This is a genomic window from Tenacibaculum sp. L6, from assembly GCF_028823685.1.
In the GTDB taxonomy this organism is placed as follows: Bacteria; Bacteroidota; Bacteroidia; order Flavobacteriales; family Flavobacteriaceae; genus Polaribacter.
Genome location: NZ_JAPEHZ010000003.1, coordinates 48,050 through 71,364, shown reverse-complemented (window position 1 = coordinate 71,364; position 23,315 = coordinate 48,050). Strand labels below are relative to the sequence as shown.

Here is a 23,315-nt window from a genome sequence, read left to right as displayed (position 1 = left end):
TTTTTTATATTTGAAATATGAAAAAAATATTCACACTATTCGTTTTATTATGCTGTTTTTATTCTTGTAAAACAGAAGAAAAGAAAGCACCTGTAAACCCGTTAACAGTTCCTTTTAACGAACGTCCAGCTCCTCAACTTCCAAATGCTAACAATAGTACTGTTAATATTATTGGAGGAGCACATTATATATGTCCTAAAAATTGTGAAGGAGGTACATCAAGTATACAAGGCACCGCTTGTCCTGTTTGTAAAACTCCTCTTGCGCATAACCAAGCGTTTCACAATTCTCAAAACACGAACTCAAACACACCAATATCGACACCTATAGCTCCAACTACTTCTAGTGGACCAAATGCTTCTGGACAATATCATTATACCTGTGCTAATGGTTGTGCTGGTGGTGGAGATGCTGCTGGAAAATGTAACAGTTGTAATGGGGATTTAGCTCATAACGCTGCTTATCATCAGTAAAAAAAGGAAGTACATAACTAGAGAACTATTTAATCTCTATTTATTTATCAGGTTTAAATATTAGGTTCTCAACCTTAAGATATACAAAGCTCACCAATTGGTGAGCTTTTGTTATTTTAATAATTAAATTTTTAAAAAACCTTAATTAAAACCATTATAAATTACAGTTAAAGCAATAATTAAACAAAAAGAATAGATTTTCGGAATGATAATTGTTAATTTTTAAATTAGTAACATAATACCATTACTATGAAAAACTATCTACAAAACAGTTTAACATTGAGGGGATAATTGTTATAGAAAAAGAAAAAACTCGAAGCTGCTAACTTCGAGTTTTGTTTTATCTAATTTATGATAACTAATTATTATCTAATTAACTTCTTGTATTTGATACGTTTTGGCATTAAATCACCTCCTAAACGTTTCTTTTTGTTCTCTTCATAATCAGAGAAAGAACCTTCAAAGAAATACACTTGGCTATTTCCTTCAAAAGCTAAAATATGTGTACAAATACGATCTAAGAACCAACGATCGTGACTAATTACTACGGCACATCCTGCAAAATTTTCTAAACCTTCTTCTAACGCTCGTAAGGTATTTACATCTAAATCGTTTGTTGGCTCATCTAATAAAAGTACGTTTCCTTCTTCCTTTAACGTCATTGCTAAATGTAAGCGGTTACGCTCTCCCCCTGATAATGTAGATACTTTTTTATTTTGCTCATTTCCTGAGAAATTAAAACGACTTAAGTATGCTCTAGAGTTTACTTGCTTTCCTCCCATCATTACTAAATCCTGACCTTCTGAGAAGTTTTCCCAAATAGTTTTTTCAGGATCAATATTTGAATGCGACTGATCTACATAGGCTATTTTAGCTGTTTCCCCAACAGAAAAGTTTCCAGCATCAGGAGTTTCTTCTCCCATGATCATTCTGAAAATAGTAGTTTTACCTGCTCCGTTCGGACCAATAATTCCAACAATTCCTGCTTGTGGAAGATTGAACTCTAAGTTTTCGTATAATAATTTATCTCCATATGCTTTAGAAACACCTGTAGCTTCTATTACATTGGTTCCCAAACGTGGACCATTCGGAATGTAGATTTCTAATTTTTCTTCCGTTTGCTTTTGGTCTTGGCTCATTAATTTTTCATAGTTCTTCAAACGTGCTTTTTGCTTAGTTTGACGACCTTTTGCTCCTTGACGAACCCATTCTAACTCTCGTTCTAGGGTCTTTTGACGCTTAGAAGCAGTTTTACTTTCTTGTGCTAAACGTTGAGATTTTTGATCTAACCAAGAAGAGTAGTTTCCTTTCCAAGGAATACCTTCACCTCTATCCAATTCTAAAATCCATCCTGCAACGTTATCTAAGAAATAACGGTCGTGCGTTACCGCAATTACCGTTCCTTTATATTGTGCTAAATGATGCTCTAACCAGTGTACCGACTCAGCATCTAAGTGGTTGGTAGGCTCATCAAGTAATAAAATTTCTGGTTCTTGTAATAATAAACGACATAAGGCTACACGACGACGCTCTCCTCCAGATAATACTCCGATTTTTTTATCTCCTTCAGGGGTACGTAAGGCATCCATTGCAATTTCTAACTTGGTATCTAATTCCCAAGCGTTTGAAGCATCTATTTTATCTTGTAGCTCCGCCTGACGCGCCATTAACTTATCCATTTTATCTGGATCAGAATACACTTCTTCCAATCCAAACATATCGTTTATTTTGTTGTATTCATCTAAAATAGCAACCGTTTCTGCTACTCCTTCTTTAACAACTTCTAAAACAGTTTTTTCTTCGTCTAATTGCGGTTCTTGCTCTAAGTATCCAACCTTATACCCTGGAGAAAAAGTAACATCTCCTTGATAATTCTTTTCTACTCCTGCAATAATCTTTAACAAGGTAGATTTACCCGAACCGTTTAAACCTAAAATACCAATTTTAGCTCCGTAAAAGAAACTTAAATAAATATCTTTTAAAACTTGTTTTCCTGTACTTTGATAGGTCTTAGAGACCTTATTCATTGAAAAAATGACTTTTTTATCGTCGCTCATTTTCTTGTATTTTCTTAATTAAACTCTACCTTTTAGGGCATTAAACACCCATGCATTTGCAAAAAAACCTAAACCTACAGCACCAAAGCCATATCCAGCTATTTCATCATACTTGAATATTGCTAATCCAATAAGTAATATTCCCATTAAAATCATTATAAGCGTTGCCCAACCTAGGACAGTGTTTTTGTTCATTGCCATAATTTACTTTTTTCAAAAAAATTGTGAGCCACAAATATCGGTAATTATTTACACTTATTCATGTTTATAATACGCATAAAAAAAGTCCTGCGAAAGCAAGACTTTTTTAGTGATTTTAAATTTATATAAAGCTAAATTTCAGCAGCTAATCTACTTCCTTGATTTATCGCTCTCTTTGCATCTAATTCTGCTGCTACGTCTGCTCCACCTATTACATGTACTTTCATTCCTTTTGCTTGTAAAGGCTCTAACAATACTTTAAACGGAACCTGACCTGCACAAATAATTACATTATCTACTGGTAATACTTTTTGCTCTTCGTTTTGTGTATAGTGTAAGCCCTCATCATCAATTTTTGTGTATTGTACTTCATTAATAAACTGTACTTTTTTCTTTTTTAATACAGAGCGATGAATCCATCCTGTAGTTTTTCCTAAGTTACCACCAAACTTTCCTGAACTACGCTTAAACATAAATATTTCTCTAGGAGAAGGATGAATTTTAGGTGTTACACCTTCTATTCCTGCACGTGCTGCTAACTTTTTATCAATTCCCCATTCTTCTAACCATGCATCTATATTTTGAGAAGTACTTTCTCCTTCGTGGGCTAAGTATTCTGAAACGTCAAAACCAATTCCTCCTGCTCCAATAACTGCAACACGTTTACCAACAGGTTTCTTTAATTTTACAACATCTATATAACTCAAAACTTTTTCGTGATCGATTCCTTCAATTCTAGGAGTTCTTGGCGTAATTCCAGTAGCTAGAATAACCTCATCAAAATTTGCATTGTATAAATCTTCCGCAGTAACTCGTGTGTTTAACTTTACATTTACGTTGTGTAATTCTAGCTGCTTGTTAAAATATCTAATTGTTTCGTAAAATTCTTCTTTCCCTGGAATTTGCTTAGCAATATTGAATTGCCCTCCGATTTCTGAATCAGCATCAAACAAAGTTACTTGATGTCCTCTTTGTGCTGCTACAGTTGAAGCTGCTAACCCTGCTGGACCTGCTCCTACTACTGCTATTTTTTTCTTTTTTGAAGTCGGATTATAGTTCAATTCCGTTTCATGACAAGCTCTCGGATTTACTAAACAGCTTGCCACTTTCTTCTGAAAAGCATGATCTAAACAAGCTTGGTTACAAGCTATACAAGTATTTATTTCATCTACTCTTTCTTCTTTTGCTTTATTTACCCATTCTGGATCCGCTAAAAATGGACGAGCCATAGAAATCATATCTGCATGACCTTCTGCTAACACTTTTTCAGCAGTTTCTGGCATGTTAATTCTGTTGGAAGTAACTAATGGAATAGATAACTCCTCTTTCATTTTTTTGGTAACCCAAGTAAATGCTGCTCTAGGAACCGATGTTGCTATAGTTGGTATTCTCGCTTCATGCCAACCAATACCTGTATTGATAATGGTTGCTCCAGCTTTTTCTATTTCTTTTCCTAATTGTACTACTTCTTCCCAAGAACTTCCTTGTTCAACCAAATCTAACATTGACAAACGATAGATGATGATAAAATTTTCACCTACTGCTTCTCTAATTTTACGTACCAATTCAACAGCTAAACGGATTCTATTTTCATATTCTCCTCCGTACTCATCTGTTCTTTTATTGGTTCTTGTAACAATAAATTGATTAATTAAATAACCTTCAGACCCCATGATTTCTACTCCATCATACCCTGCTTCTTGCGATAACTTCGCGCAGTTAACAAAATCTTTTACTGTTCTTCGTATTCCTGATTGTTTTAACGCAAATGGTTTAAACGGTGTGATTGGCGATTGAATTTTTGAAGGAGCTACATTAAACGGATGATATCCATAGCGACCTGAATGCAAAATTTGCATACATATTTTCCCGCCTTCTTTATGCACTGCTTCTGTGATTACTTTATGCTCACGTGCATGTTTTTTCGTACTCATACGAGCAGAAAAAGGTGCTGTCCACCCCTGAATATTAGGCGAAATTCCTCCTGTAACAATCAACCCTACTCCACCTTTAGCACGTTCAGCATAATAAGCAGCAATACGTTCTATTCCGTTTTTTTCTTCCTCTAAACCTGTATGCATAGACCCCATTAAGATTCTATTTTTCAAGGTTGTAAATCCTAAATCTAAAGGTTCAAAAATATGTTTGTACTTCATTATTCTAGTATTAAAATATTATGCACGCATAATAAATGGCAAGATACGATTTTTTAGAAAATAAAAAACTCGAAGTTTACATCTTCGAGCTCTATATTTTATTATCTGCTAAAATGGAGTTTTTGAATCATTTCTGGAGAGAGTGAGTCTGCGTAAACCCCATAAGCATCTACTAAAACTCCTTTAACTCCTGTTTTGGTTTGAATTGCATACACAACCGAATTATCACCTGGACTACTCATACCTTCAAAACGATATACCTCAACTACTTCAAAAACTTCTGGTGAATAAACTTCTTTGGTCGTTTTACTTTCTATTTGTGAATAAGTGAGGTTAAAATCATGCGTAAAGCCTCTTTTTTGTAGATCATTTAAGGCTTCTGAAAGTGTGTCGTATGTATACATAATTGTAATCTTTTTAGCTTACTTTTAAAGATACAACTTTTAAATCACAACCTCAATTATAGCCATAAAAAAAGAGTAAAAAACGGTGGTTACTGTCTTATTTTATCTAATAAATTACTGAGCTGAGTCGCTTCCTCCTCTGTTAGGTTATCAACAAAATCTAAATGTAAATTTTTATCAATTTCTTCCAACAACTCCTCTCCTTTCTTAGTTATACTTATGTAAACTACTCTTCTATCATGTTCGCAACGTATACGATTAATTAAACCTTTCTCACAAAGTTTATCCATTAATCTTGTAGCGTTTGGCGCGCGTTCAATCATTCTATCCTTAATTGTTTGCACTTTAATTGCTTCTTTAGCTCCCCTTAAAATACGTAGGATATTAAATTGTTGCGAAGAGATACTGTATTGTTTAAAAAACTCATTCTCTTTACTGCTTACCCAATTCGCAGTGTATTTTATATTGATAAATGCTTTAATTCTATCATTTGGAAATTTGGAATTGATGTCTTTTGAAATATCGCCCATAGTTTTGGTTATTGGCTGTTTGCTTTTAGCTGTTAATTAATAACAAATGTACTAGCTATGACTAACTACCCTCTTAGTTTTAAATCTTGCATTAATTTGTTAAACGTATCTGATGTTGGTGTTAAGTACACTTCATCATCAATAAATAAAGTTGGATACTTTACTTGCCCTTCATACAACTCTTTACTATGCTCTCTAGCTTCTTCATCTATAGAAACGTCTTTGTATACAAAAGGCACTTCTGCAGAATTTAAAAAGTTCTTATAAGCTACAGTATGCGCATGTCCTTTTCTTCCGTATAAAACTATCTTCATTTTAATCTCCTTTCTTTTTTGCAAAAATACAACAACCCTTAATTATTTACCAAGGAAAATAAATCTATTTCAAATAATTAAATGGAATATTTTTTAACTACCCTTTTTACATAGGGAAATATTATCCTTTAAACTCAACTTTTACATGAGCTCCATCACAATAGGGTTTATTTTGAGAAGCACCGCACCTACAAAAGGCCGTTGTTTTACTTTTCTTTTCAACCTTTCCGTCTGAATTTGTAACATGTAATGTTCCGTAAATTAATAACGGACCATCTTCTAAGGCTTCTACTTTTGTTTCAGTATGTGCAGCTGCTTGACTTCCATCCTTTTTAGACATATAGGATAGCGCTCCAGACGGGCATTCTTCTACTTGTTTTTTTATTTTATCTGTAGAAGCTCCGTCCATATTGACCCAAGGTTTATTCTGCGGATTGAATACTTGTATTAATCCTTTCCAACATTTTTTAGAATGGATACACTTATTGGGTTGCCAAACTACAGTAATATCATCATTACTGTACTTTTTAATAATTTCTTTAGCTCCTGACATGACTTTATGTTTTAAGAATTATACCTCTTTCTCGAAAGTCTTCACTGCTCTTATCAAATTTTCATTAAATACCTCATTTACAACACTTCCGTCTTTAAAGTTATCATAAAATTTTGGTAAAGAAAAATCGGTTATGATATTTGCTCCCATGTGCGGAAATCCGTTTTTAGCAATCGCCATAGAAGAAGCTCCTCCTCTTCCTCCAGGTGATGTAGATAACAACAACATTGGTTTATCGTTCCAAAGCTTTTTTTCTATACGCGACATCCAATCTACAATATTCTTAAAAGCCACGGTAAAATTTCCGTTATGTTCAGCTAATGATAACATAATACCATCAGCGTCTTTAATCTTGTTTAAAAAGATTATTACATTCGCAGGAAATCCATTCTCCATTTCTTCATCAATCCCATAAATTGGCAGTGGGTAATCATTCAAATCTAAAACTTCTACCTCAAAGTCATTTAATAAACTAGAGGCATATACCACCAATTGTTTGTTTATGGATTTTTTGCTGTTACTACCTGCAAATGCAATAATTTTCTTCATTTATGTTGTTATTTTTGAATTTATTTCTGTCTCTCCTTTTACCATTTTTGCTACAGGACATTTACCTGCTATTTCTAACAACTTGGTACGTTGTTCTTCTGTAACTTCTTTTTCAAAAGAAATTTCTTCATTCAATGATTTTTTTATTCCTTCGGGAGTTAGTTGTTCTTTTTGACTCACATTTACCGTGATTTTTCCTAAATCCCAACCTTTACGCTCTGCATACATACGCAAAGTGATAGAAACACAACCACCTATTGCAGTTAATAAATATTCTACTGGAGTTGGTCCGTTATCATCTCCACCTTTATCTAAAGGTTCATCAATAACAGCAAAATGATTTCTCATTTTGCCTTCTGCTAAGTAATTTCGGTCAGTTAAAGTAACTGTTGCTGTTGGATTGTTGCTCATTATATTTTTTTACTATAAATATATGAAACTATTAATAGAATCATAGCAATTATAGCTCCCATTTGCTCACCATCTCCAATCATAAAATGAGCAAAAAATGCCAAAATAAACGCAAAGAAATACCCTGCATACGCCCATTCATTTAAAAACTTACCTCTAAAAAACCATAGCGCTACCAATCCTAACAATTTAACTACTGCATACGGGTAAATAATGTAAGTTGGATACCCAAATGCTTCAAACATTTTAGCTACTTCTTCATAATTAAAAAAGTACATTCCTGACGAGAAAAACATTAACAAGGTTAATAAACTGGTAGCTACATAAAAAATAATTTTGTCTTTTTTCATTTTGTTTGTTTTTAAATTCTTTACAAATGTATGAAAAACAACCAAATATATACCATGGAATATAAAAACACGGTAATTAATTGGTTTTTAAATTATCTTTATATATTTATAGGAATAAACTAAACTGATGGAAATAATTGATTATAAAGAAGAATACGCTTCAAGTTTTTACAATTTGAATATTGAATGGCTACGAACTTTTTTCTACGTAGAACCTTACGATGAAGAAGTTTTAAGCAACCCTAACAAATACATTATTGATAAAGGCGGATACATTTTCTTTGCCAAATTAAATAATGAAATTGTAGGCACAGTTGCCTTAATACCTATGAGTGAACCAAATGTTTATGAGCTAACAAAAATGGCTGTTTCACCTAATCATAGAGGACACAAAATAGGACAGAAACTGATGCAACACTGCATTAATTTTGCTCAAAAAAACGACTTTGACAAGCTTGTTTTATATTCAAACACTGTTTTAGAAAATGCTATTTATATCTATAGAAAATATGGTTTTGCAGAAATTGCTGTAGAAGAAAATTGTCCGTACGAACGATGTAATATTAAAATGGAGCTAAAAACAAAACTCCCTTAAAAGTAAGAGAGTAAACTTCAAAATAAAATTTACAACTGCTAATTATAAGTTTATAACTTTTTTATTTTTTAGCACTTGATAAAATTTCCCGTTATGCAAACAAACAACTGAAACAAACTAAACATAAACGGGAAATTTACAGACAACTAAAATTATTTATACACTAACTATTAAAGTATTTATGCTACCTCTTCTACAACTTCTTTATTTTTTGAAGAAGTTTCAAACTGATTAGATGTATTCTTTTCTCCTCCTGCTTTTAAAGCATTTTCTCCTGCAAAAAATGTTTTATGATCATCTCCTAAATCAGAACCTGCCATTCGTTGATGCTTTACACACGACACTCCTTTTCTAATTTCTTGTCGTTGTACTCCTCTTACATAGGCTAACATTCCTTCATTACCAAAATAACCTTCGGTTAAATCGTTCATATGTAATGCCGTGGTATGATAGGTTGGTAACGTAATTAAGTGATGGAAAATTCCTGCCTCTCTTGCACTATCTATTTGGAAAGTACGGATTTTCTCATCAGCCCTGTGACACAGTTCTGTTCCGTCGTAAGCTGCATTCATTAAATTGTTTCTGTCGTATCCCGTCATATTTTCTCCTTCTGCAACCATTTCATCATATGCTTGATTACGGAAATTCAACGTCCAGTTAAACGAAGGCGAATTGTTATACACCAACTTCGGATTAGGAACTACTTCTCGTACTCTATTTACCATATGTGCAATTTGGCCTACATGAGGTGTTGGCGTTTCAATCCATAATAAATCAGCTCCGTTTTGTAAACTAGTAATACAATCTAACACTACTCTATCAATATTGGTTCCTTCTCTAAACTTATACAAACCGTTTGCTAAACGTACAGGACGTACTAACTTTCCTTCACGTTTTAACAGCACATCATCTTCTTTTGCTTCATCTATTGTGATTTCTTCAGCTTCTACAAAGGCTAAATATTGAGAAGCTAAATCTCCTGGTTCTTGACTTACTGGTAATTTTTGAGTTAACCCTGCTCCTTCCGAATCGGTTCTAGCAACAATAATCCCATCTTCTACTCCCAATTCTAAAAAAGCATATCGAATCGCGTTTAACTTCGCTATAAAATCTTCGTGTGGCACTGTTACTTTTCCATCTTGATGTCCGCATTGTTTGGCATCAGAAACTTGGTTTTCTATCTGGATAGCACAAGCACCCGCTTGAATCATTTTTTTAGCCAATAAATAAGTTGCTTCTTCATTTCCAAAACCAGCATCGATATCAGCTATGATGGGTACCACATGTGTTTCAAAATTATCGATTTCGTCTTGCACATCTTCTCCGTTTTCTAATCTTCTAAATAAATCATTTAACTCAACTGCATCCGCTTGACGTAAAAAGTCATAAATTTCTTCAATCAAAGCTGGAACCACTGTCTTTTCATGCATCGATTGGTCTGGTAACGGTCCGAATTCAGAGCGTAATGCAGCAACCATCCATCCTGAAAGATATAAATATCGTTTACTCGTTGTTTTGTGATGTTTTTTTACCGCAATCATTTTTTGTTGTGCAACAAATCCGTGCCAGCACCCTAACGATTGTGTATAATTAGATGAATCTGCATCGTAATCTGCCATATCTTTTCGCATGATAGCAGCAGTATATCTAGCGATATCTAAACCTGTTTTAAAACGGTTTTGCGCCACCATTCTAGCAGCATTTTCAGGAGAAACTGAGTTCCAAGTTGCTCCGTACTTTTTCTTTAATTCTTTTACAGTTTGTAAAGCAGAACTATAATTAGCGTGTGCTAAATTTTTCATAATTTTGTAATTGATAAGGTTATTAATTTTTATTGATAGCTTGCCCTCTTAAATGTTGCCGCATTTTTGGGGGCTTTTTCTCGATAATCGAGATTTAAATATTTTAAGTTTAATTGCTTTTCTCTACAAATATTTATATGCTGGTAGGGTTAAAAACTCAACAAATTCTTTATTTAAAATTAACTCATCAAATAATTGAACCGCTAATTCAAACTTTCCTTTGCTGTACCTATCTTTACCTACATAACTTTTTATTTTTTTGAGTTCTTCTTTTTTGAATTGCTCATACATTCCTTCTGTAAATGTGCGTCCATCTTCTAACAACTCATTATTCTGTAACCACAACCACACTTGTGTTCTAGAAATTTCAGCAGTTGCTGCGTCTTCCATTAAATTATATAAAGCTGCTGCTCCCTGTCCCATCAACCAAGATTCTATATACAAAATACCTACATTGATATTTTCTCTAATTCCTTCTTCTGTAATAGTTCCCAATGGTTGTTGTACCAAAGCTTCTTCTGTTATATGAACATCTTCTCTTAATTTATCTATCTGATTAGGTGTTTTCATGTGTGCATCGAACACTTCCATCGCCAACGACACCAATCCAGGATGCGCCACCCAAGTGCCATCATGCCCATTCATTACTTCTCTCTCCTTCCCTTTTCTTACTTTATCAAAAGCTACTTTGTTAGCTGCCTCATCATTCTTAACAGGGATTTGTGCTGCCATTCCGCCCATCGCATGTACTCTACGTTTATGACAAGTTTGAATAACACGTAACGAATAGGCTTCCATAAATGGGGTTTCCATCGTTATTTGTGCCCTATTTGGAACAAAGAAATTGGTATGATTCCTGAACTTTTTAATATATGAGAAGATATAATCCCAACGCCCACAGTTTAAACCTGCCATGTGATCTTTTAACTCATAAATAATTTCATCTAACTGAAAACTTGCCGTAATCGTTTCAATCAATACCGTTGCTTTAATAGTTTTTTGAGGAACTCCAATATAGTCTTGTGCAAATACAAAAACATCATTCCACCATCGAGCTTCTTTGTAATGTTCTAGTTTAGGTAGGTAAAAATAAGTAGCACTTCCTTTCGCTAACAAAGTTTTGATGTTATGAAAGAAGAACAAACCGAAATCTACCAGAGAACCAGACATTTCTACACCTTCTACCAACAAATGTTTTTCGTTTAAATGCAAACCTCTTGGGCGTACTAATAACGTAGCTACGTTCTCATTTAATTGATACGTTTTATTTTTTGACGCATTGTAAAATGAAATTGTTTTGTTTACAGCATCTCTTAAATTTATCTGTCCATCTAAAATATTTTGAATCGTTGGCGAGTTACTATCTTCAAAATCTGCCATAAACATTTTTGCCCCTGAATTCAAAGCATTGATAACCATTTTTCGATCCACAGGTCCAGTAATCTCTACCTTTCTATCTAATAAATCTTCTGGTAACTCAGCACAAACCCAATTACTTTCTCTTATTTCTTTGGTTTCAGAAGGAAAAGAAGGAAAGTTTCCAGCATCAAAATACGCTTGTTCTATTTCTCTTTCTTCTAATAACTGGAGTCTTTGCTTATTGAATTTTTCGTGTAGTTGTATCAAAAATGCTTTTGCTTCTTCTGCCAAAACACTTTCATACTTACTAGCATCAAAACCTATACATTGAACTTCTTTTACTAAAACATCTTGATTCATACTATTTTATTTTTATTGATTGATACTTCAATATTAAAAAAAAGAATCGAAACAAAAAAGCGAACGTTCGCTAAAATTATAAATTTTACTAATTTTTATTAATTCGCTAATTTTTATACCTTTGAATTACGAATCTTTTAATAAAACACTTTGGAAGAAGAATACATCAGACTTGTTTTTGGTTTAAAACTGAAACAAATACGCACCGATAAAAACCTATCACTCTTTGGATTAGCCAAACTAACTGGTTTATCTAAATCATATTTAAATGAAATTGAAAAAGGAAAAAAGTATCCAAAAACCGATAAAATTGTTATCCTTTCTGAGAAGTTAGAAGTACCTTACGATCATTTGGTATCCTTAAAACTTGATAAAAACTTAGCTCCAATTGGTGAGATTTTACAATCGAAAATTTTAAAAGAAATACCGCTTGACCTATTTGGTATTCAGGAAAACAATTTAATTGATATTATTGCCAACGCCCCTGCAAAAGTAAATGCGTTTATTAGCACCATTATTAAAATTGCTCAAAATTACAACTTAACAAGAGAGAGCTTTTTTCTTGCTGCTTTACGTTCTTACCAAGAAGCACACAATAATTATTTTGAAGATATTGAAAATAAGGTCATCGACTTTGCTAAAGCCTATCATATAAAATTAGACGAACCAATTAACTCTAAAGATTTAGAAGATGTTTTAGTCGAAGAATACGGATATACTATTGATACTGAAGAATTATCTCAACATCAAAAATTATCTGAGTTAAGAAACATCTTTATTCCAAAAACTAAAACACTCTTATTATATAATGATATAAGTGAAGCTCAAAAAACATTTATTTACGCAAAAGAATTAGCCTATAACTACCTTGATGTAGAAAATCGCTTATACACCTTCCCTTGGATAAAATTTGAAAGCTTTGATCAAGTCTTGAATAACTTCATAGCTTCCTATTTTGCAGGAGCTTTAATTATTCCAAAAGATGATTTAACTAAAAAGTTAACCCATTTATTTTCTTTACAAACGTGGCAACCGTTGCAATTACACAAAATCATCCGAAGTTATAATTGTTCAGACGAAACTTTTTATCAGCGCTTGACTAATATTCTACCTAAATATTTTAGTATTAAAAACTTGTTCTTTTTACGCTTTACACATAAAGAAGACTCTCCTATTTATAGGCTTTCCAAGGAACTACATATTACACAGCAACAAAGTCCACATGCAAATCGCAATAATGAGCATTATTGTAGAAGATGGGTTGCGATTAAAACTATTCAAGATTTAGAAGCTTCCAAAGAGAAAAAATCTGCTTATGGAATTCAAATATCATCCTACGAAAATTCTGACAATGAATATTTAGTATTATCTGCTGCCACAGCTGATCCTTTCAAAGAAAACATCAATAGAAGTGTGAATATTGGTATGCTACTTTCTCCTCACTTAAAGCGTAAACTTCAATTTTTTAATGAAGATATGTTTATTAAAAGAACTGTTGGAGTTACCTGCGAAACTTGCGCTGTACAAAATTGTAAAGAGCGAGTAGCCGAACCTAGCGTTTTAATAAAACAATCAAGAAATAAAGAAATAGAAAAAATCGTAGAAAACATCATTCAATCGCATACCTAAACACCTTGTTTTATACATTGATTTTCTTATTTTAGCACACGCAAACAAATAACTTACCATGGATCTTAACTTCAATAAAAACGAAGACCACAATAAACTTTTAGTATCAGATTTACGCAGACGCTTAGCCAAAGTTAAATTAGGAGGTGGACAAAAGCGTATTGATAAACATCACGAAAAAGGAAAAATGACTGCTCGTGAACGTATCGACTATTTATTAGACGACAAATCAAAATCTATCGAAATCGCTGCTTTTGCAGGAGAAGATATGTATCAAGAACACGGTGGATGTCCTTCAGGAGGTGTAGTTGTTAAAATGGGGTACGTTAGTGGTAAACAATGTATTGTTGTAGCTAATGACGCTACAGTAAAAGCTGGTGCTTGGTTCCCTATTACTGGTAAAAAGAATTTAAGAGCTCAAGAAATTGCTATTGAAAATAAATTACCTATCATCTACTTAGTTGATTCTGCAGGGGTTTATTTACCAATGCAAGATGAAATTTTTCCTGATAAAGAACACTTCGGAAGAATTTTCAGAAATAATGCGGTAATGAGTAGCATGGGAATTACCCAAATTGCTGCTGTTATGGGAAGCTGTGTTGCTGGTGGTGCTTACCTGCCTATTATGAGTGATGAAGCACTTATCGTAGATAAAACAGGAAGTATTTTCTTAGCGGGTAGTTATTTAGTAAAAGCTGCTATTGGTGAAACTATTGATAATGAAACGTTGGGTGGAGCAACCACGCACTGTGAAGTATCTGGTGTTACCGATTACAAAGCAAAAGATGATAAAGATGCTTTAGACACCATTAAAAATTTAATGGATAAGATTGGAGATTATGACAAAGCTGGTTTTAATCGTAAAGAAGCTTTCCCTCCAAAAGAAAACGAAGATGATATTTTCGGAATTTTACCAAAAGCTCGTAACGAGCAATACGATATGATGGAAATCATTAAACGTTTGGTAGATAATTCTGATTTTGAAGAATACAAAGCAGGCTACGGTCAAACTATCATTACAGGATATGCTCGTATTGATGGATGGGCAGTAGGTATCGTTGCTAACCAACGTAAAATTGTAAAATCGAAAGGAGCTAAAACCAAACCTAGCGAAATGCAATTTGGTGGTGTAATCTATAATGATTCTGCTGATAAAGCTACTCGATTTATTGCCAACTGTAATCAAAAGAAAATTCCATTAGTTTTCTTACAAGATGTTACTGGATTTATGGTAGGAAGTAAATCCGAGCATAGCGGAATTATTAAAGATGGAGCTAAAATGGTAAATGCTGTGAGTAACTCTGTAGTCCCTAAGTTTACGGTAGTTATTGGTAACTCTTACGGAGCTGGAAATTACGCAATGTGTGGTAAAGCCTACGATCCACGCCTTATTTTCGCATGGCCTAGTGCAGAATTAGCTGTAATGAGCGGTGCTTCTGCTGCTAAAGTATTATTACAAATTGAAACTGCCGCTTTAAAGAAAAAAGGAGAAAAAATTACTCCTGAAAAAGAAGCAGAATTATTCGATAAAATTAAATCGAGATACGATAATCAAATATCTCCATATTACGCTGCTGCTAGAATTTGGACTGATGCTGTGATTAATCCTCTAGATACCAGAACATGGATTTCTATGGGAATAGAAGCTGCTGACCACGCTCCTATTGAAAAGCCTTTTAATTTAGGAGTTTTACAAGTTTAAAACACAGAAAACAGCATGAAGAGGAAAGTGTTTTGGGGCATTATTGCCCTTGTTATAGGCTTTGTAATCTATCAAGTGTATATTTTCACCTTATCAGAAAATGACAACATTAAACCTATTTACTTAGTTCCTGATGATGCTGTTTTTATTGTTGATACTGAAAGACCAATTGACACTTGGGATGAAATAAGCTCAAGTGAAATTTGGGCACACCTTCAAACGAACCAACAAATCAATAAACTATCGGAAGGTCTTAATAGTTTAGATGATACTTTTAAAGCTAAAAAAGAAATTTTTGACTTTATTGGAGAGCGTAACTTAGTTATCTCTATACATGTATACAGTCCTAAAAAATACGGGTTATTATATATTGCTGATTTACAAAAATTCTCCAAACTCATTTTCCTAAAAAGAGCTATTAGTAATTTAGCTGGTGAAGGTTATAGAGTTACTAAACGAGTATATAAAGAACATGAAATTATTGAGCTTTACAATAAAGAGACACGAGAAACCTTACACCTTTCTTTTATTAAAAATCAGGTAATAGCTTCCTACACTCATACTCTCGTTGAGAAATCAATAGACCAATACTTAAACCCTGTTATTGGTCGTGATGTAAATTTTGTAGAAATAAAAGAGAAAACAGATAATGATGGCTTTTTTAATATCTATCTTCAACACAAATATTTAAAAGATTATTTAAGTTGTTTTACAAACTCTGCTAGTTTAGAGTTTTTAAATAGTAACAAACAAGCTTTCTTTTATACAGGATTAGATATTTCTATAGTTGAAGGAGTTATAGTACAAGCTACTGGTTACACAAATGTTGATAGCAATTCACAAACCTATTTAAAAGTTTTACAAAATTCAGGAGTTGGTAAACGTAGTGTAGCTAAAATAGCTCCGAAAAACACTTCTTTATACCTTAGTTTTGCTTTTGATGATTTTAAAACCTTTAATAGTAACTTAGAAAAACTTCAACAAGAAAATCCAGCCGATTTTAAAATGTATTCTGATCAACTTGCAATGATTGAGGATAAGTTAGATATAAATGTTTCTGAACATGTATACAGCTGGATTGGGAATGAAATAGCTTTAGTTCATTTTAACACTGAGCTTTCAAAAAACAAAAAAGATATCGCTGCTATTATTAAAGCTGATGATATTGATGACGCTAAAGAAAACCTTCAATTAATTCTATCAAAAATTAAAGAAAACACCCCTCTAAAATATAAACAAATCGATTATAGAGGTTATCCTATTAATTTTTTTGATCTAAAAGGATTCTTTAAAATGCTAGCTGGTAATGTGTTTTCTAAAATGGATAAGCCTTACTTTACTATTATTGATGATTTCGTTGTTTTTAGTACAAGTCCGAACACTATTAAAGAAATTATCAACAATCATTTAATAGGTTACACACTTGAAAACTCTGAAAGTTTCGATGATTTCAACTATAATTTCGAAAAGAAATCTAGTGTGTTTGCTTATGTTAACACACCAAATTCGTACAAAGACCTTTTAAGTTTAGTTGATAACAAAACTCGAACTCAACTTCAAAAAGACAAACCTTATATTACTTGTTTTTCTCAAGTCGGTTTGCAACTTATTGCCGAAGACGATTTATTTAAAAGCAATATTTCTTTTGTTTATGAACATCCAGAAGAAATTGAAATCCATCTTAAAAAAGAGGAGGAATTAAAAAAGAAATTACTTGAAGAGTTAACTCCTTATAAAGACTCTATAAACACTCAAAGTTCAGAAAACTTTTTTAACCTCGCTCCTATACATCCGTCAGATTTAAGTGCCAAATCGTATCAAGAATTTTATGAAAATGGAAAACTAAAATTTGAAGTTGATTTAAACGATGGTTTAAAAGATGGTTCTTACAAATCATATTATCAAAACGGAAATATAAAAGTTAAAGGACATTACAAAAAAGATAAGCAAACCGCCACTTGGAAGGCCTATAACGAACAAAATGGTGATGTAATTTTCAAAAAACAATTTTAATTGTAATATTTTACAGCATTAATTACATTTGCCAAGCAAAATTAAAACAGAATACACATGGGAAGAGCATTCGAATTTAGGAAAGCAAGAAAGATGAAACGTTGGTCAGCTATGGCTAAAACCTTTACTCGTATTGGTAAAGATATCGTTATGGCGGTTAAAGAAGGAGGTCCTAACCCCGAAACCAACTCTCGTTTACGTGTAGTTATTCAAAATGCAAAAGCTGCCAACATGCCTAAAGACAATGTTGAGCGTGCTATTAAGAAAGCATCTGATAAAAACACAGAAAACTATAAAGAGGTGTTATTTGAAGGATACGCACCTCACGGAGTAGCTGTTTTAGTAGAAACTGCTACCAACAACAACAATCGTACAGTAGCTAATGTTCGTGCTGCTTTTAACAAGTGTAACGGAAACTTAGGTACATCTGGTTCTGTAGCTTTTATGTTTGACCATGTAGTAAACTTCAAAATAAAAGAAGAATCATTAACGATGGATTTAGAAGAATTTGAAATGGAAATGATTGATTTTGAAGTTGAAGAAGTATTTACTGATGAAGAAGACAACTCAGTTATGTTATATGCTCCATTCGGTCAATTCGGATCTATTCAAAAATATTTAGAAGAAAATAATATTGAAATTATTTCTTCTGAATTTGAACGAATTCCTACTACAACTACTGCTCTTTCTGATGAACAAAAAGAAGAAGTAAACAAACTTTTAGAAAAATTAGAAGAGGATGATGACGTAAACAACGTATATCATTCTATGGAAGAATAAGATATTTCTCCATAAAGAATTTAAAATCCAATGAGTTTATCATTGGATTTTTTATTTTTTGTACTTTCGCATGGTCATACTAAAACAAACTAGTCTATGGATTACAGAATGACTATCATCATTCCAGTTTTTAATGAAATTGATAACTTAGATAGAATACACAGTACGTTCACTGATTACTTTTCTAAAAGTAAAACTAAAAGCAAGGTTTTATTTATTGATGATGGTTCTACCGATGATAGTTTCAATAAAATTTCTGAAATCTGTACAAACAACCCTGACTTTGAATACTTAAAATTTAAAGAAAACTGCGGATTAAGTGCAGCTATCAAAGCTGGTATTGACCATATCGACACCGAATTAATCGGATATATCGATGCCGATTTACAAACCACTCCTTACGATTTCGATATTTTATTAGAGGATATCGATAATTACCAAGCTGTAATTGGATATAGAGGAAAAAGAAAAGATACTTTAAGTAAAAAAATACAATCGTTAATTGCTAACAGCATACGCCGTAGCTTAATTAACGATGGAGTTATTGATACTGGTTGTCCGTTAAAAGTACTTCGTACTGATGTTGCTAAAAAGATTCCTTTCTTTAAAGGAATGCACCGTTTTATTCCTGCTTTAATTTTATTACAGAATGGAAAAATAAAACAACTAAAAGTGCAGCATTTTGAACGTATTGCAGGTACTTCAAAATTCAATATTTTCAATAGATCTTTAAAAGCGTTACGTGACACTTTTGCTTACAGATGGATGCGAAAAAGCTATATAAATTATACTATTGAAAAGTCTAAAATTAGCTAATGAGCGACTGGCTTTCATATAAATCTTTTGTATACATTATCGGTTTTGCTGCTCAGATTTTATTTTCAGCAAGGCTTTTATTACAATGGATTCAATCTGAAAAAGTTAAAAGAGTACTAACACCTGAATTGTTTTGGCAATTAAGTTTAATTGCTTCCTTTTTGCTTTTTGTTTACGGATGGTTACGAGACGATTTTGCCATTATGTTAGGGCAATCATTAACCTACTTTATCTATATTAGAAATATGCAATTACAGGATTCGTGGATAAAACTACCTAAATTTCTGCGTGGTTTTTTACTTATTTTTCCTTTTTTAATTGCTCTATATTCCTTTAAGAATAACCAAATTGATGTTGAACGATTGTTCCGCAATGAAGAGATTCCTATTAACTTATTAATCTGGGGAAGTATTGGTCAAATTATTTTCACACTGCGTTTTATCTATCAATGGATTTATTCTGAGCGTAAAAAAGAATCTTCGTTACCTTTAGGATTTTGGTTGTTAAGCCTTGTAGGATCGCTTATGATTTTAAGCTATGCGATTATAAGAAAAGACCCTGTATTATTCATTGGACAATTATTCGGTTTTGTTATTTATATCAGAAACGTTTTTATCTTATTAAAACAAGATAAAGTGTTAAAAACTAACTCATAAACTTATTCTTTTTTCAGAATGAAAAACAAACTAACCTTTAATATATTTTTAGTAATAGCTGCTATTAGCTTACTTATTAATGTAGGCTCGTACGGAGTTATTGAAAGTAGCGACGCTAGATATGCCGAAATAGGTAGAGCCATGCATGTTTCTGGTGATTATATGCACCCTAACTTGTTAGATGTTCATCACTATCACAAACCTCCATTTACCTATCAAATTACAGCTTTAGGCTACAAAATATTTGGTATTAATGCTTTTGGAGCTCGTTTCTTTTTACAATTAGCTGTTTTACTTCAACTTGTATTGGTCTACCGCTTAAGTATTTCATTATTCAACAATAAAAAAACGGCACTTTGGTCTGCTATTATCTATTTCAGCTTTCCGTTGGTCTTAATGTCATCGCGAAACTTAACTACCGATGCTTTTTTAGCTACCTTTGTTTTACTAAGTATTTATAGTTGGGTAAAATATCGCCAATCTGGAATTATAAAATGGCTCTATGCTTTTACTCTAAGTTTAGCGTTAGGTTTTTTAACAAAAGGACCTGTAATATTTATTGTTCCTGTAATTTTCATTTTATTTTATAACCGTACAGAAAAGCCAAAAAGAAATTTTTCTATCCATCATATTACGGCGTGGACGTTATTTTTAGTTATTGCAGCATCTTGGTTTGCATACCTAGGCTATAGCAATCCTGCCTTTTTAGATTATTTCTTAGGAAAACAGACCGCAGATAGGTTCTCAAAAAATGCCTTCGGAAGAACAGAACCATTTTGGTACTTCTTAGCTTTTGCTCCGCTAGTTGGTTTACCATGGTTTTTAGCATTTATTTATTTACTGAAAGATCAAAAAGAATTATTGAAAACAAAAACAATTCACTTCGCTATGTTAATGGCGTTTGTAATTCCTTTGATTTTCTTTTCAATTTCTTCTTCAAAACGAATTTTATACATTTTACCATTATATGGTTTACTTGCTATCTTAATAGCTGATTTGTTTTCACGAATTAACACAGAAAAAATCAAAACCATTAATATTTTTATTCTTGGTTTTTCTAGTTTAATTCTATTAACTTTTATTGTAGCTCCATTTATTAATACTGGAATGAATTTTCCGTATTATTTAGCTGTTGCTAGTTGTGTTGTTGTAATTATAGTATTCTTCCTTTATAAATCTAAAGAAGAAGTTAAATTCAAACCAGTACTTACCTCATTTGTTGTTACGTTATTTTTATTGATCAGTGCTTCAACAATCTTAGCTAAGAACGAATTAAAAATCAATGCTTCGAAGCCTGTGACAGATTTCATTATTAGTGAAAATATTAATTCAAGAGATATTTTAGTCTACAACATTAGAAAATCATCCATTGCTTTTGGATTGAATAAATCAATTATCTCCTTATACGATGGGCATGAATCTTTAAACAGAGAAACTCAGTTTGAAACAGATACAAACTGGAAAAATCACTTAATCAATCTTAAAGATACTACTGAGTTAGAAAGTTTACATGGAATCTTAGAAAAACCTACTGTTTTAATACTTTATAAAAAGCAACTTCCAGAAAGATTAGATTGGCTAGCAAAGAACTATCCTAACAAAAAAGTAATGGGTAAATGGACTGTTTTATACTAACCTATAAATTATAACAACCTTACTAAATCCATCGTTTTCTTACGTTGGATTTTTTTTGTCTCTGTTTCTACAAATTGATCTACGAAGTAAATATCTTTTGGAGTTTCATATTTGGTAAAATTCTTTGCTTCGTTCAAGATAACATTGTATTCTTTCCCTTCTATGACAAGCACTAATTTTTCTCCTAACACCTTATCTGGAACACCAATAACAAAAAAACGATTCGAGATAATTTTAGAGAGTTTTTCTTCAATTTTTTCTGGATGTAGCTTAACTCCACCAGAATTAATAACGTTATCATAGCGTCCTAACCATTCAAATTCTGTTTCAGAAATTAAATCCACTACATCATTTGTAACGATTCTTTCCTCTGATACTTTAGGAGCTTCAATGATCAAGCAATTTCGATTGTCTTGTGAAAGATGTACGTCAGGTAGTGTTTTATAGTTAGATTTATTACTATCGTTCGAAATGACATTATTCAGTTTTTTCACAGCAATATGTGTAATAGTTTCAGTCATTCCATAGGTAGCAAAAACTTGAGTAGATAGATTTTGAATTTCTACAATTAAATCGTTAGAAACGACTCCACCACCTACAATTAGTTTTTTAACCTTATGTAAATCTTTTAACGAGTTTTGTAACTGCATTGGCACCATTGCAGAAAATTCATACATTGTATTTATTCCTTCCAATGGATTAGAAATTGCTTCTACAACATCAAGCTTCCACCCTAACGTTAAAGCTCGGACTAGCATCATTTTTCCTGCAATATAATCGGTAGAAAGACATAACAAAGCAGTAGTGTTTTCTTTCAATTCAAAAAAAGTTCCCGTTGCCTCTGCTGAGTTTTTCATAAACTCTTTTTTCAACGGAATTGGTTTCGGTTTTCCTGTAGATCCTGAAGTTTGCACTACTACAAAATCTTCAGCATTAAACCAATCTGATAAAAATGAAAAGACAGAATTATTAATTGTTTTAGAAAAACTCAAGAGTTCTTCTTCTGAAGAAAAAGACTTTTCATTTAACTGAAAATTTTTATGAAAGCTGTTTTTTTTCACAATATTCAGAATAGTGTACTATAAAATTTCCTTAGTGATTACTGGTTTTTCAATCTTACCAAACAATTTTTCTTTCCAGTTTTTCCAGCCATATTTTTTTTGTAAAAACATTATATATAACGGATAAATGAAAAACACAGGAATAATCATTTGATATATTAAATTCGGTTCAGAATGATCAATAAATAAGGCGTCAGTTTGAAAAACTGCCCAATTTGAAGCTACTAAAACAGCCGCTGCAATATTATTTGCTGCGTGAATTCCTAAAGCTAATTCTACTCCTTCATCTAACAACGTGATAATTCCGAATAAAAAACCTGTACCAATATAAAAGCCCATAATTCCGTAACCTAACTTAGATACTTCAGGGTTTAAAATATGCATTAAACCAAACAACGTTGAAGTTACGATTAGTGGAACCCATCTAGTCTTAGTTAAAATTCCTATTCCTTGCATTAAATAACCTCTAAACAACAACTCCTCTAACGATGTTTGAATCGGAATTAAAATGATACAAATCGTTAATAATAGAAAAAACGGAACTGGTTTAAAATTCCACACAAATTCTTCTGGTGCTAACAAATAGCCTATAAAAAGAAAAAATAAGGCGGCTCCAATCCACTTTACTCCTACTTGTTACTACAGAAGTAAATGGTCGTAAATGCACGAACTTCACAAATACTATTAGCAAAACTAAAAGCACTGCAAATGGCATTAAATTTTCAATTAGGAAAATGTTTTTGTTTCCTTGAAAATTGGCTGTATCTTCCATCAAGCCTTTATATACTTCTGGTAATAAAAAATAGATTGCGAAGTTTAATAAAAAGGGAGACATTACTATTACAATTGTAAGTAACCACCTCCACCAACTATTTTCACCTTTATATGCTTGTTGTATAAAGTCCATTT

Annotated in this window: 24 protein-coding genes; 9 read left to right on the top strand and 15 right to left on the bottom strand. The window is 32.4% G+C overall.

The window, feature by feature from the left end; genetic code table 11:
* Positions 1-17 precede the first annotated feature (17 nt).
* Positions 18-473 (top strand): hypothetical protein, encoded by a 456-nt coding sequence (locus OU788_RS01450; protein WP_274633516.1) that lies wholly within the window; start codon positions 18-20, stop codon positions 471-473.
* 365 nt (positions 474-838) lie between these two features.
* Here OU788_RS01450 and ettA read toward each other — a convergent pair whose 3' ends face one another.
* From ettA to OU788_RS01400, 10 genes are all read right to left on the bottom strand, one after another.
* Entirely contained in the window at positions 839-2,530 is a 1,692-nt protein-coding gene (ettA, locus tag OU788_RS01445; protein ID WP_274633515.1) for an energy-dependent translational throttle protein EttA, read from the bottom strand.
* A gap of 18 nt (positions 2,531-2,548) precedes the next feature.
* Positions 2,549-2,725, bottom strand: coding sequence for a CAL67264 family membrane protein (locus OU788_RS01440; RefSeq protein WP_231517298.1), 177 nt, complete (start codon positions 2,723-2,725; stop codon positions 2,549-2,551).
* 137 nt (positions 2,726-2,862) lie between these two features.
* Positions 2,863-4,887: an NADPH-dependent 2,4-dienoyl-CoA reductase gene (locus OU788_RS01435; protein ID WP_274633514.1), complete on the bottom strand. Its 2,025-nt coding sequence runs from the start codon at positions 4,885-4,887 to the stop codon at positions 2,863-2,865.
* Between the two features lie 101 nt (positions 4,888-4,988).
* Positions 4,989-5,291: a phosphoribosylpyrophosphate synthetase gene (locus OU788_RS01430; RefSeq protein ID WP_274633513.1), complete on the bottom strand. Its 303-nt coding sequence runs from the start codon at positions 5,289-5,291 to the stop codon at positions 4,989-4,991.
* Between the two features lie 89 nt (positions 5,292-5,380).
* Positions 5,381-5,821, bottom strand: coding sequence for a MarR family winged helix-turn-helix transcriptional regulator (locus tag OU788_RS01425; protein ID WP_274633512.1), 441 nt, complete (start codon positions 5,819-5,821; stop codon positions 5,381-5,383).
* Positions 5,822-5,886: 65 nt separating this feature from the next.
* Positions 5,887-6,135 carry a glutaredoxin family protein gene (locus OU788_RS01420; RefSeq protein ID WP_274633511.1) on the bottom strand — a complete coding sequence of 83 codons (249 nt, stop codon included), beginning with the start codon at positions 6,133-6,135 and terminating at the stop codon, positions 5,887-5,889.
* A 121-nt stretch (positions 6,136-6,256) separates the two neighbouring features.
* Positions 6,257-6,688, bottom strand: coding sequence for a (4Fe-4S)-binding protein (locus OU788_RS01415; RefSeq protein ID WP_274633510.1), 432 nt, complete (start codon positions 6,686-6,688; stop codon positions 6,257-6,259).
* Positions 6,689-6,706: 18 nt separating this feature from the next.
* On the bottom strand, positions 6,707-7,237 hold the full coding sequence (locus OU788_RS01410) for an NADPH-dependent FMN reductase (protein ID WP_274633509.1): 531 nt from the start codon (positions 7,235-7,237) through the stop codon (positions 6,707-6,709).
* Complete coding sequence (locus OU788_RS01405; RefSeq protein WP_274633508.1) at positions 7,238-7,648, bottom strand: OsmC family protein; 411 nt, start codon at positions 7,646-7,648, stop codon at positions 7,238-7,240.
* Entirely contained in the window at positions 7,648-7,998 is a 351-nt protein-coding gene (locus OU788_RS01400; protein WP_274633507.1) for a DoxX family protein, read from the bottom strand. Before OU788_RS01400 ends, OU788_RS01405 begins: the two co-directional genes overlap by 1 nt.
* 127 nt (positions 7,999-8,125) lie before the next feature.
* On the opposite strand from OU788_RS01400, the gene OU788_RS01395 reads away from it, so the two are divergent.
* Complete coding sequence (locus tag OU788_RS01395; RefSeq protein WP_274633506.1) at positions 8,126-8,593, top strand: GNAT family N-acetyltransferase; 468 nt, start codon at positions 8,126-8,128, stop codon at positions 8,591-8,593.
* A 179-nt stretch (positions 8,594-8,772) separates the two neighbouring features.
* Here the strand turns inward: OU788_RS01395 and OU788_RS01390 are convergent, their stop codons facing one another.
* Both OU788_RS01390 and aceB read right to left on the bottom strand, forming a co-directional pair.
* The gene (locus OU788_RS01390) at positions 8,773-10,395 is read right to left on the bottom strand and encodes an isocitrate lyase (RefSeq protein WP_274633505.1); all 1,623 of its coding nucleotides are present in this window, start codon (positions 10,393-10,395) and stop codon (positions 8,773-8,775) included.
* A gap of 123 nt (positions 10,396-10,518) precedes the next feature.
* On the bottom strand, positions 10,519-12,114 hold the full coding sequence (gene aceB / locus OU788_RS01385) for a malate synthase A (protein WP_274633504.1): 1,596 nt from the start codon (positions 12,112-12,114) through the stop codon (positions 10,519-10,521).
* A 150-nt stretch (positions 12,115-12,264) separates the two neighbouring features.
* Between aceB and OU788_RS01380 the strand changes: the two genes are divergently transcribed.
* The 7 genes from OU788_RS01380 (at position 12,265) to OU788_RS01350 (ending at position 21,345) form a co-directional block, all read left to right on the top strand.
* On the top strand, positions 12,265-13,743 hold the full coding sequence (locus tag OU788_RS01380; RefSeq protein WP_274633503.1) for a helix-turn-helix domain-containing protein: 1,479 nt from the start codon (positions 12,265-12,267) through the stop codon (positions 13,741-13,743).
* 58 nt (positions 13,744-13,801) lie between these two features.
* Positions 13,802-15,445: an acyl-CoA carboxylase subunit beta gene (locus tag OU788_RS01375; protein WP_274633502.1), complete on the top strand. Its 1,644-nt coding sequence runs from the start codon at positions 13,802-13,804 to the stop codon at positions 15,443-15,445.
* A 15-nt stretch (positions 15,446-15,460) separates the two neighbouring features.
* A complete protein-coding gene (locus tag OU788_RS01370; RefSeq protein ID WP_274633501.1) occupies positions 15,461-17,458 on the top strand; it encodes a DUF3352 domain-containing protein in 1,998 nt (665 codons plus the stop codon).
* 57 nt (positions 17,459-17,515) lie between these two features.
* Positions 17,516-18,238 carry a YebC/PmpR family DNA-binding transcriptional regulator gene (locus OU788_RS01365; RefSeq protein ID WP_274633500.1) on the top strand — a complete coding sequence of 241 codons (723 nt, stop codon included), beginning with the start codon at positions 17,516-17,518 and terminating at the stop codon, positions 18,236-18,238.
* 96 nt (positions 18,239-18,334) lie between these two features.
* Positions 18,335-19,054: a glycosyltransferase family 2 protein gene (locus OU788_RS01360; RefSeq protein WP_274633499.1), complete on the top strand. Its 720-nt coding sequence runs from the start codon at positions 18,335-18,337 to the stop codon at positions 19,052-19,054.
* Positions 19,054-19,710: a lipid-A-disaccharide synthase N-terminal domain-containing protein gene (locus OU788_RS01355; RefSeq protein WP_274633498.1), complete on the top strand. Its 657-nt coding sequence runs from the start codon at positions 19,054-19,056 to the stop codon at positions 19,708-19,710. The genes OU788_RS01360 and OU788_RS01355 overlap by 1 nt, the downstream gene beginning before the upstream one ends.
* Positions 19,711-19,728: 18 nt before the next feature.
* Entirely contained in the window at positions 19,729-21,345 is a 1,617-nt protein-coding gene (locus OU788_RS01350) for an ArnT family glycosyltransferase (RefSeq protein WP_274633497.1), read from the top strand.
* Positions 21,346-21,353: 8 nt separating this feature from the next.
* Here the strand turns inward: OU788_RS01350 and OU788_RS01345 are convergent, their stop codons facing one another.
* The 3 genes from OU788_RS01345 to OU788_RS01335 are packed head-to-tail and all read right to left on the bottom strand — an operon-like array spanning position 21,354 to position 23,313.
* Positions 21,354-22,406, bottom strand: a complete 1,053-nt coding sequence (locus OU788_RS01345) for an AMP-binding protein (RefSeq protein WP_274633496.1) — start codon at positions 22,404-22,406, stop codon at positions 21,354-21,356.
* Positions 22,407-22,424: 18 nt separating this feature from the next.
* Positions 22,425-22,967: a CPBP family intramembrane glutamic endopeptidase gene (locus OU788_RS01340; protein WP_274633495.1), complete on the bottom strand. Its 543-nt coding sequence runs from the start codon at positions 22,965-22,967 to the stop codon at positions 22,425-22,427.
* On the bottom strand, positions 22,954-23,313 hold the full coding sequence (locus tag OU788_RS01335) for a hypothetical protein (protein ID WP_274633494.1): 360 nt from the start codon (positions 23,311-23,313) through the stop codon (positions 22,954-22,956). The genes OU788_RS01340 and OU788_RS01335 overlap by 14 nt, the downstream gene beginning before the upstream one ends.
* Between the last annotated feature and the right edge of the window lie 2 nt (positions 23,314-23,315).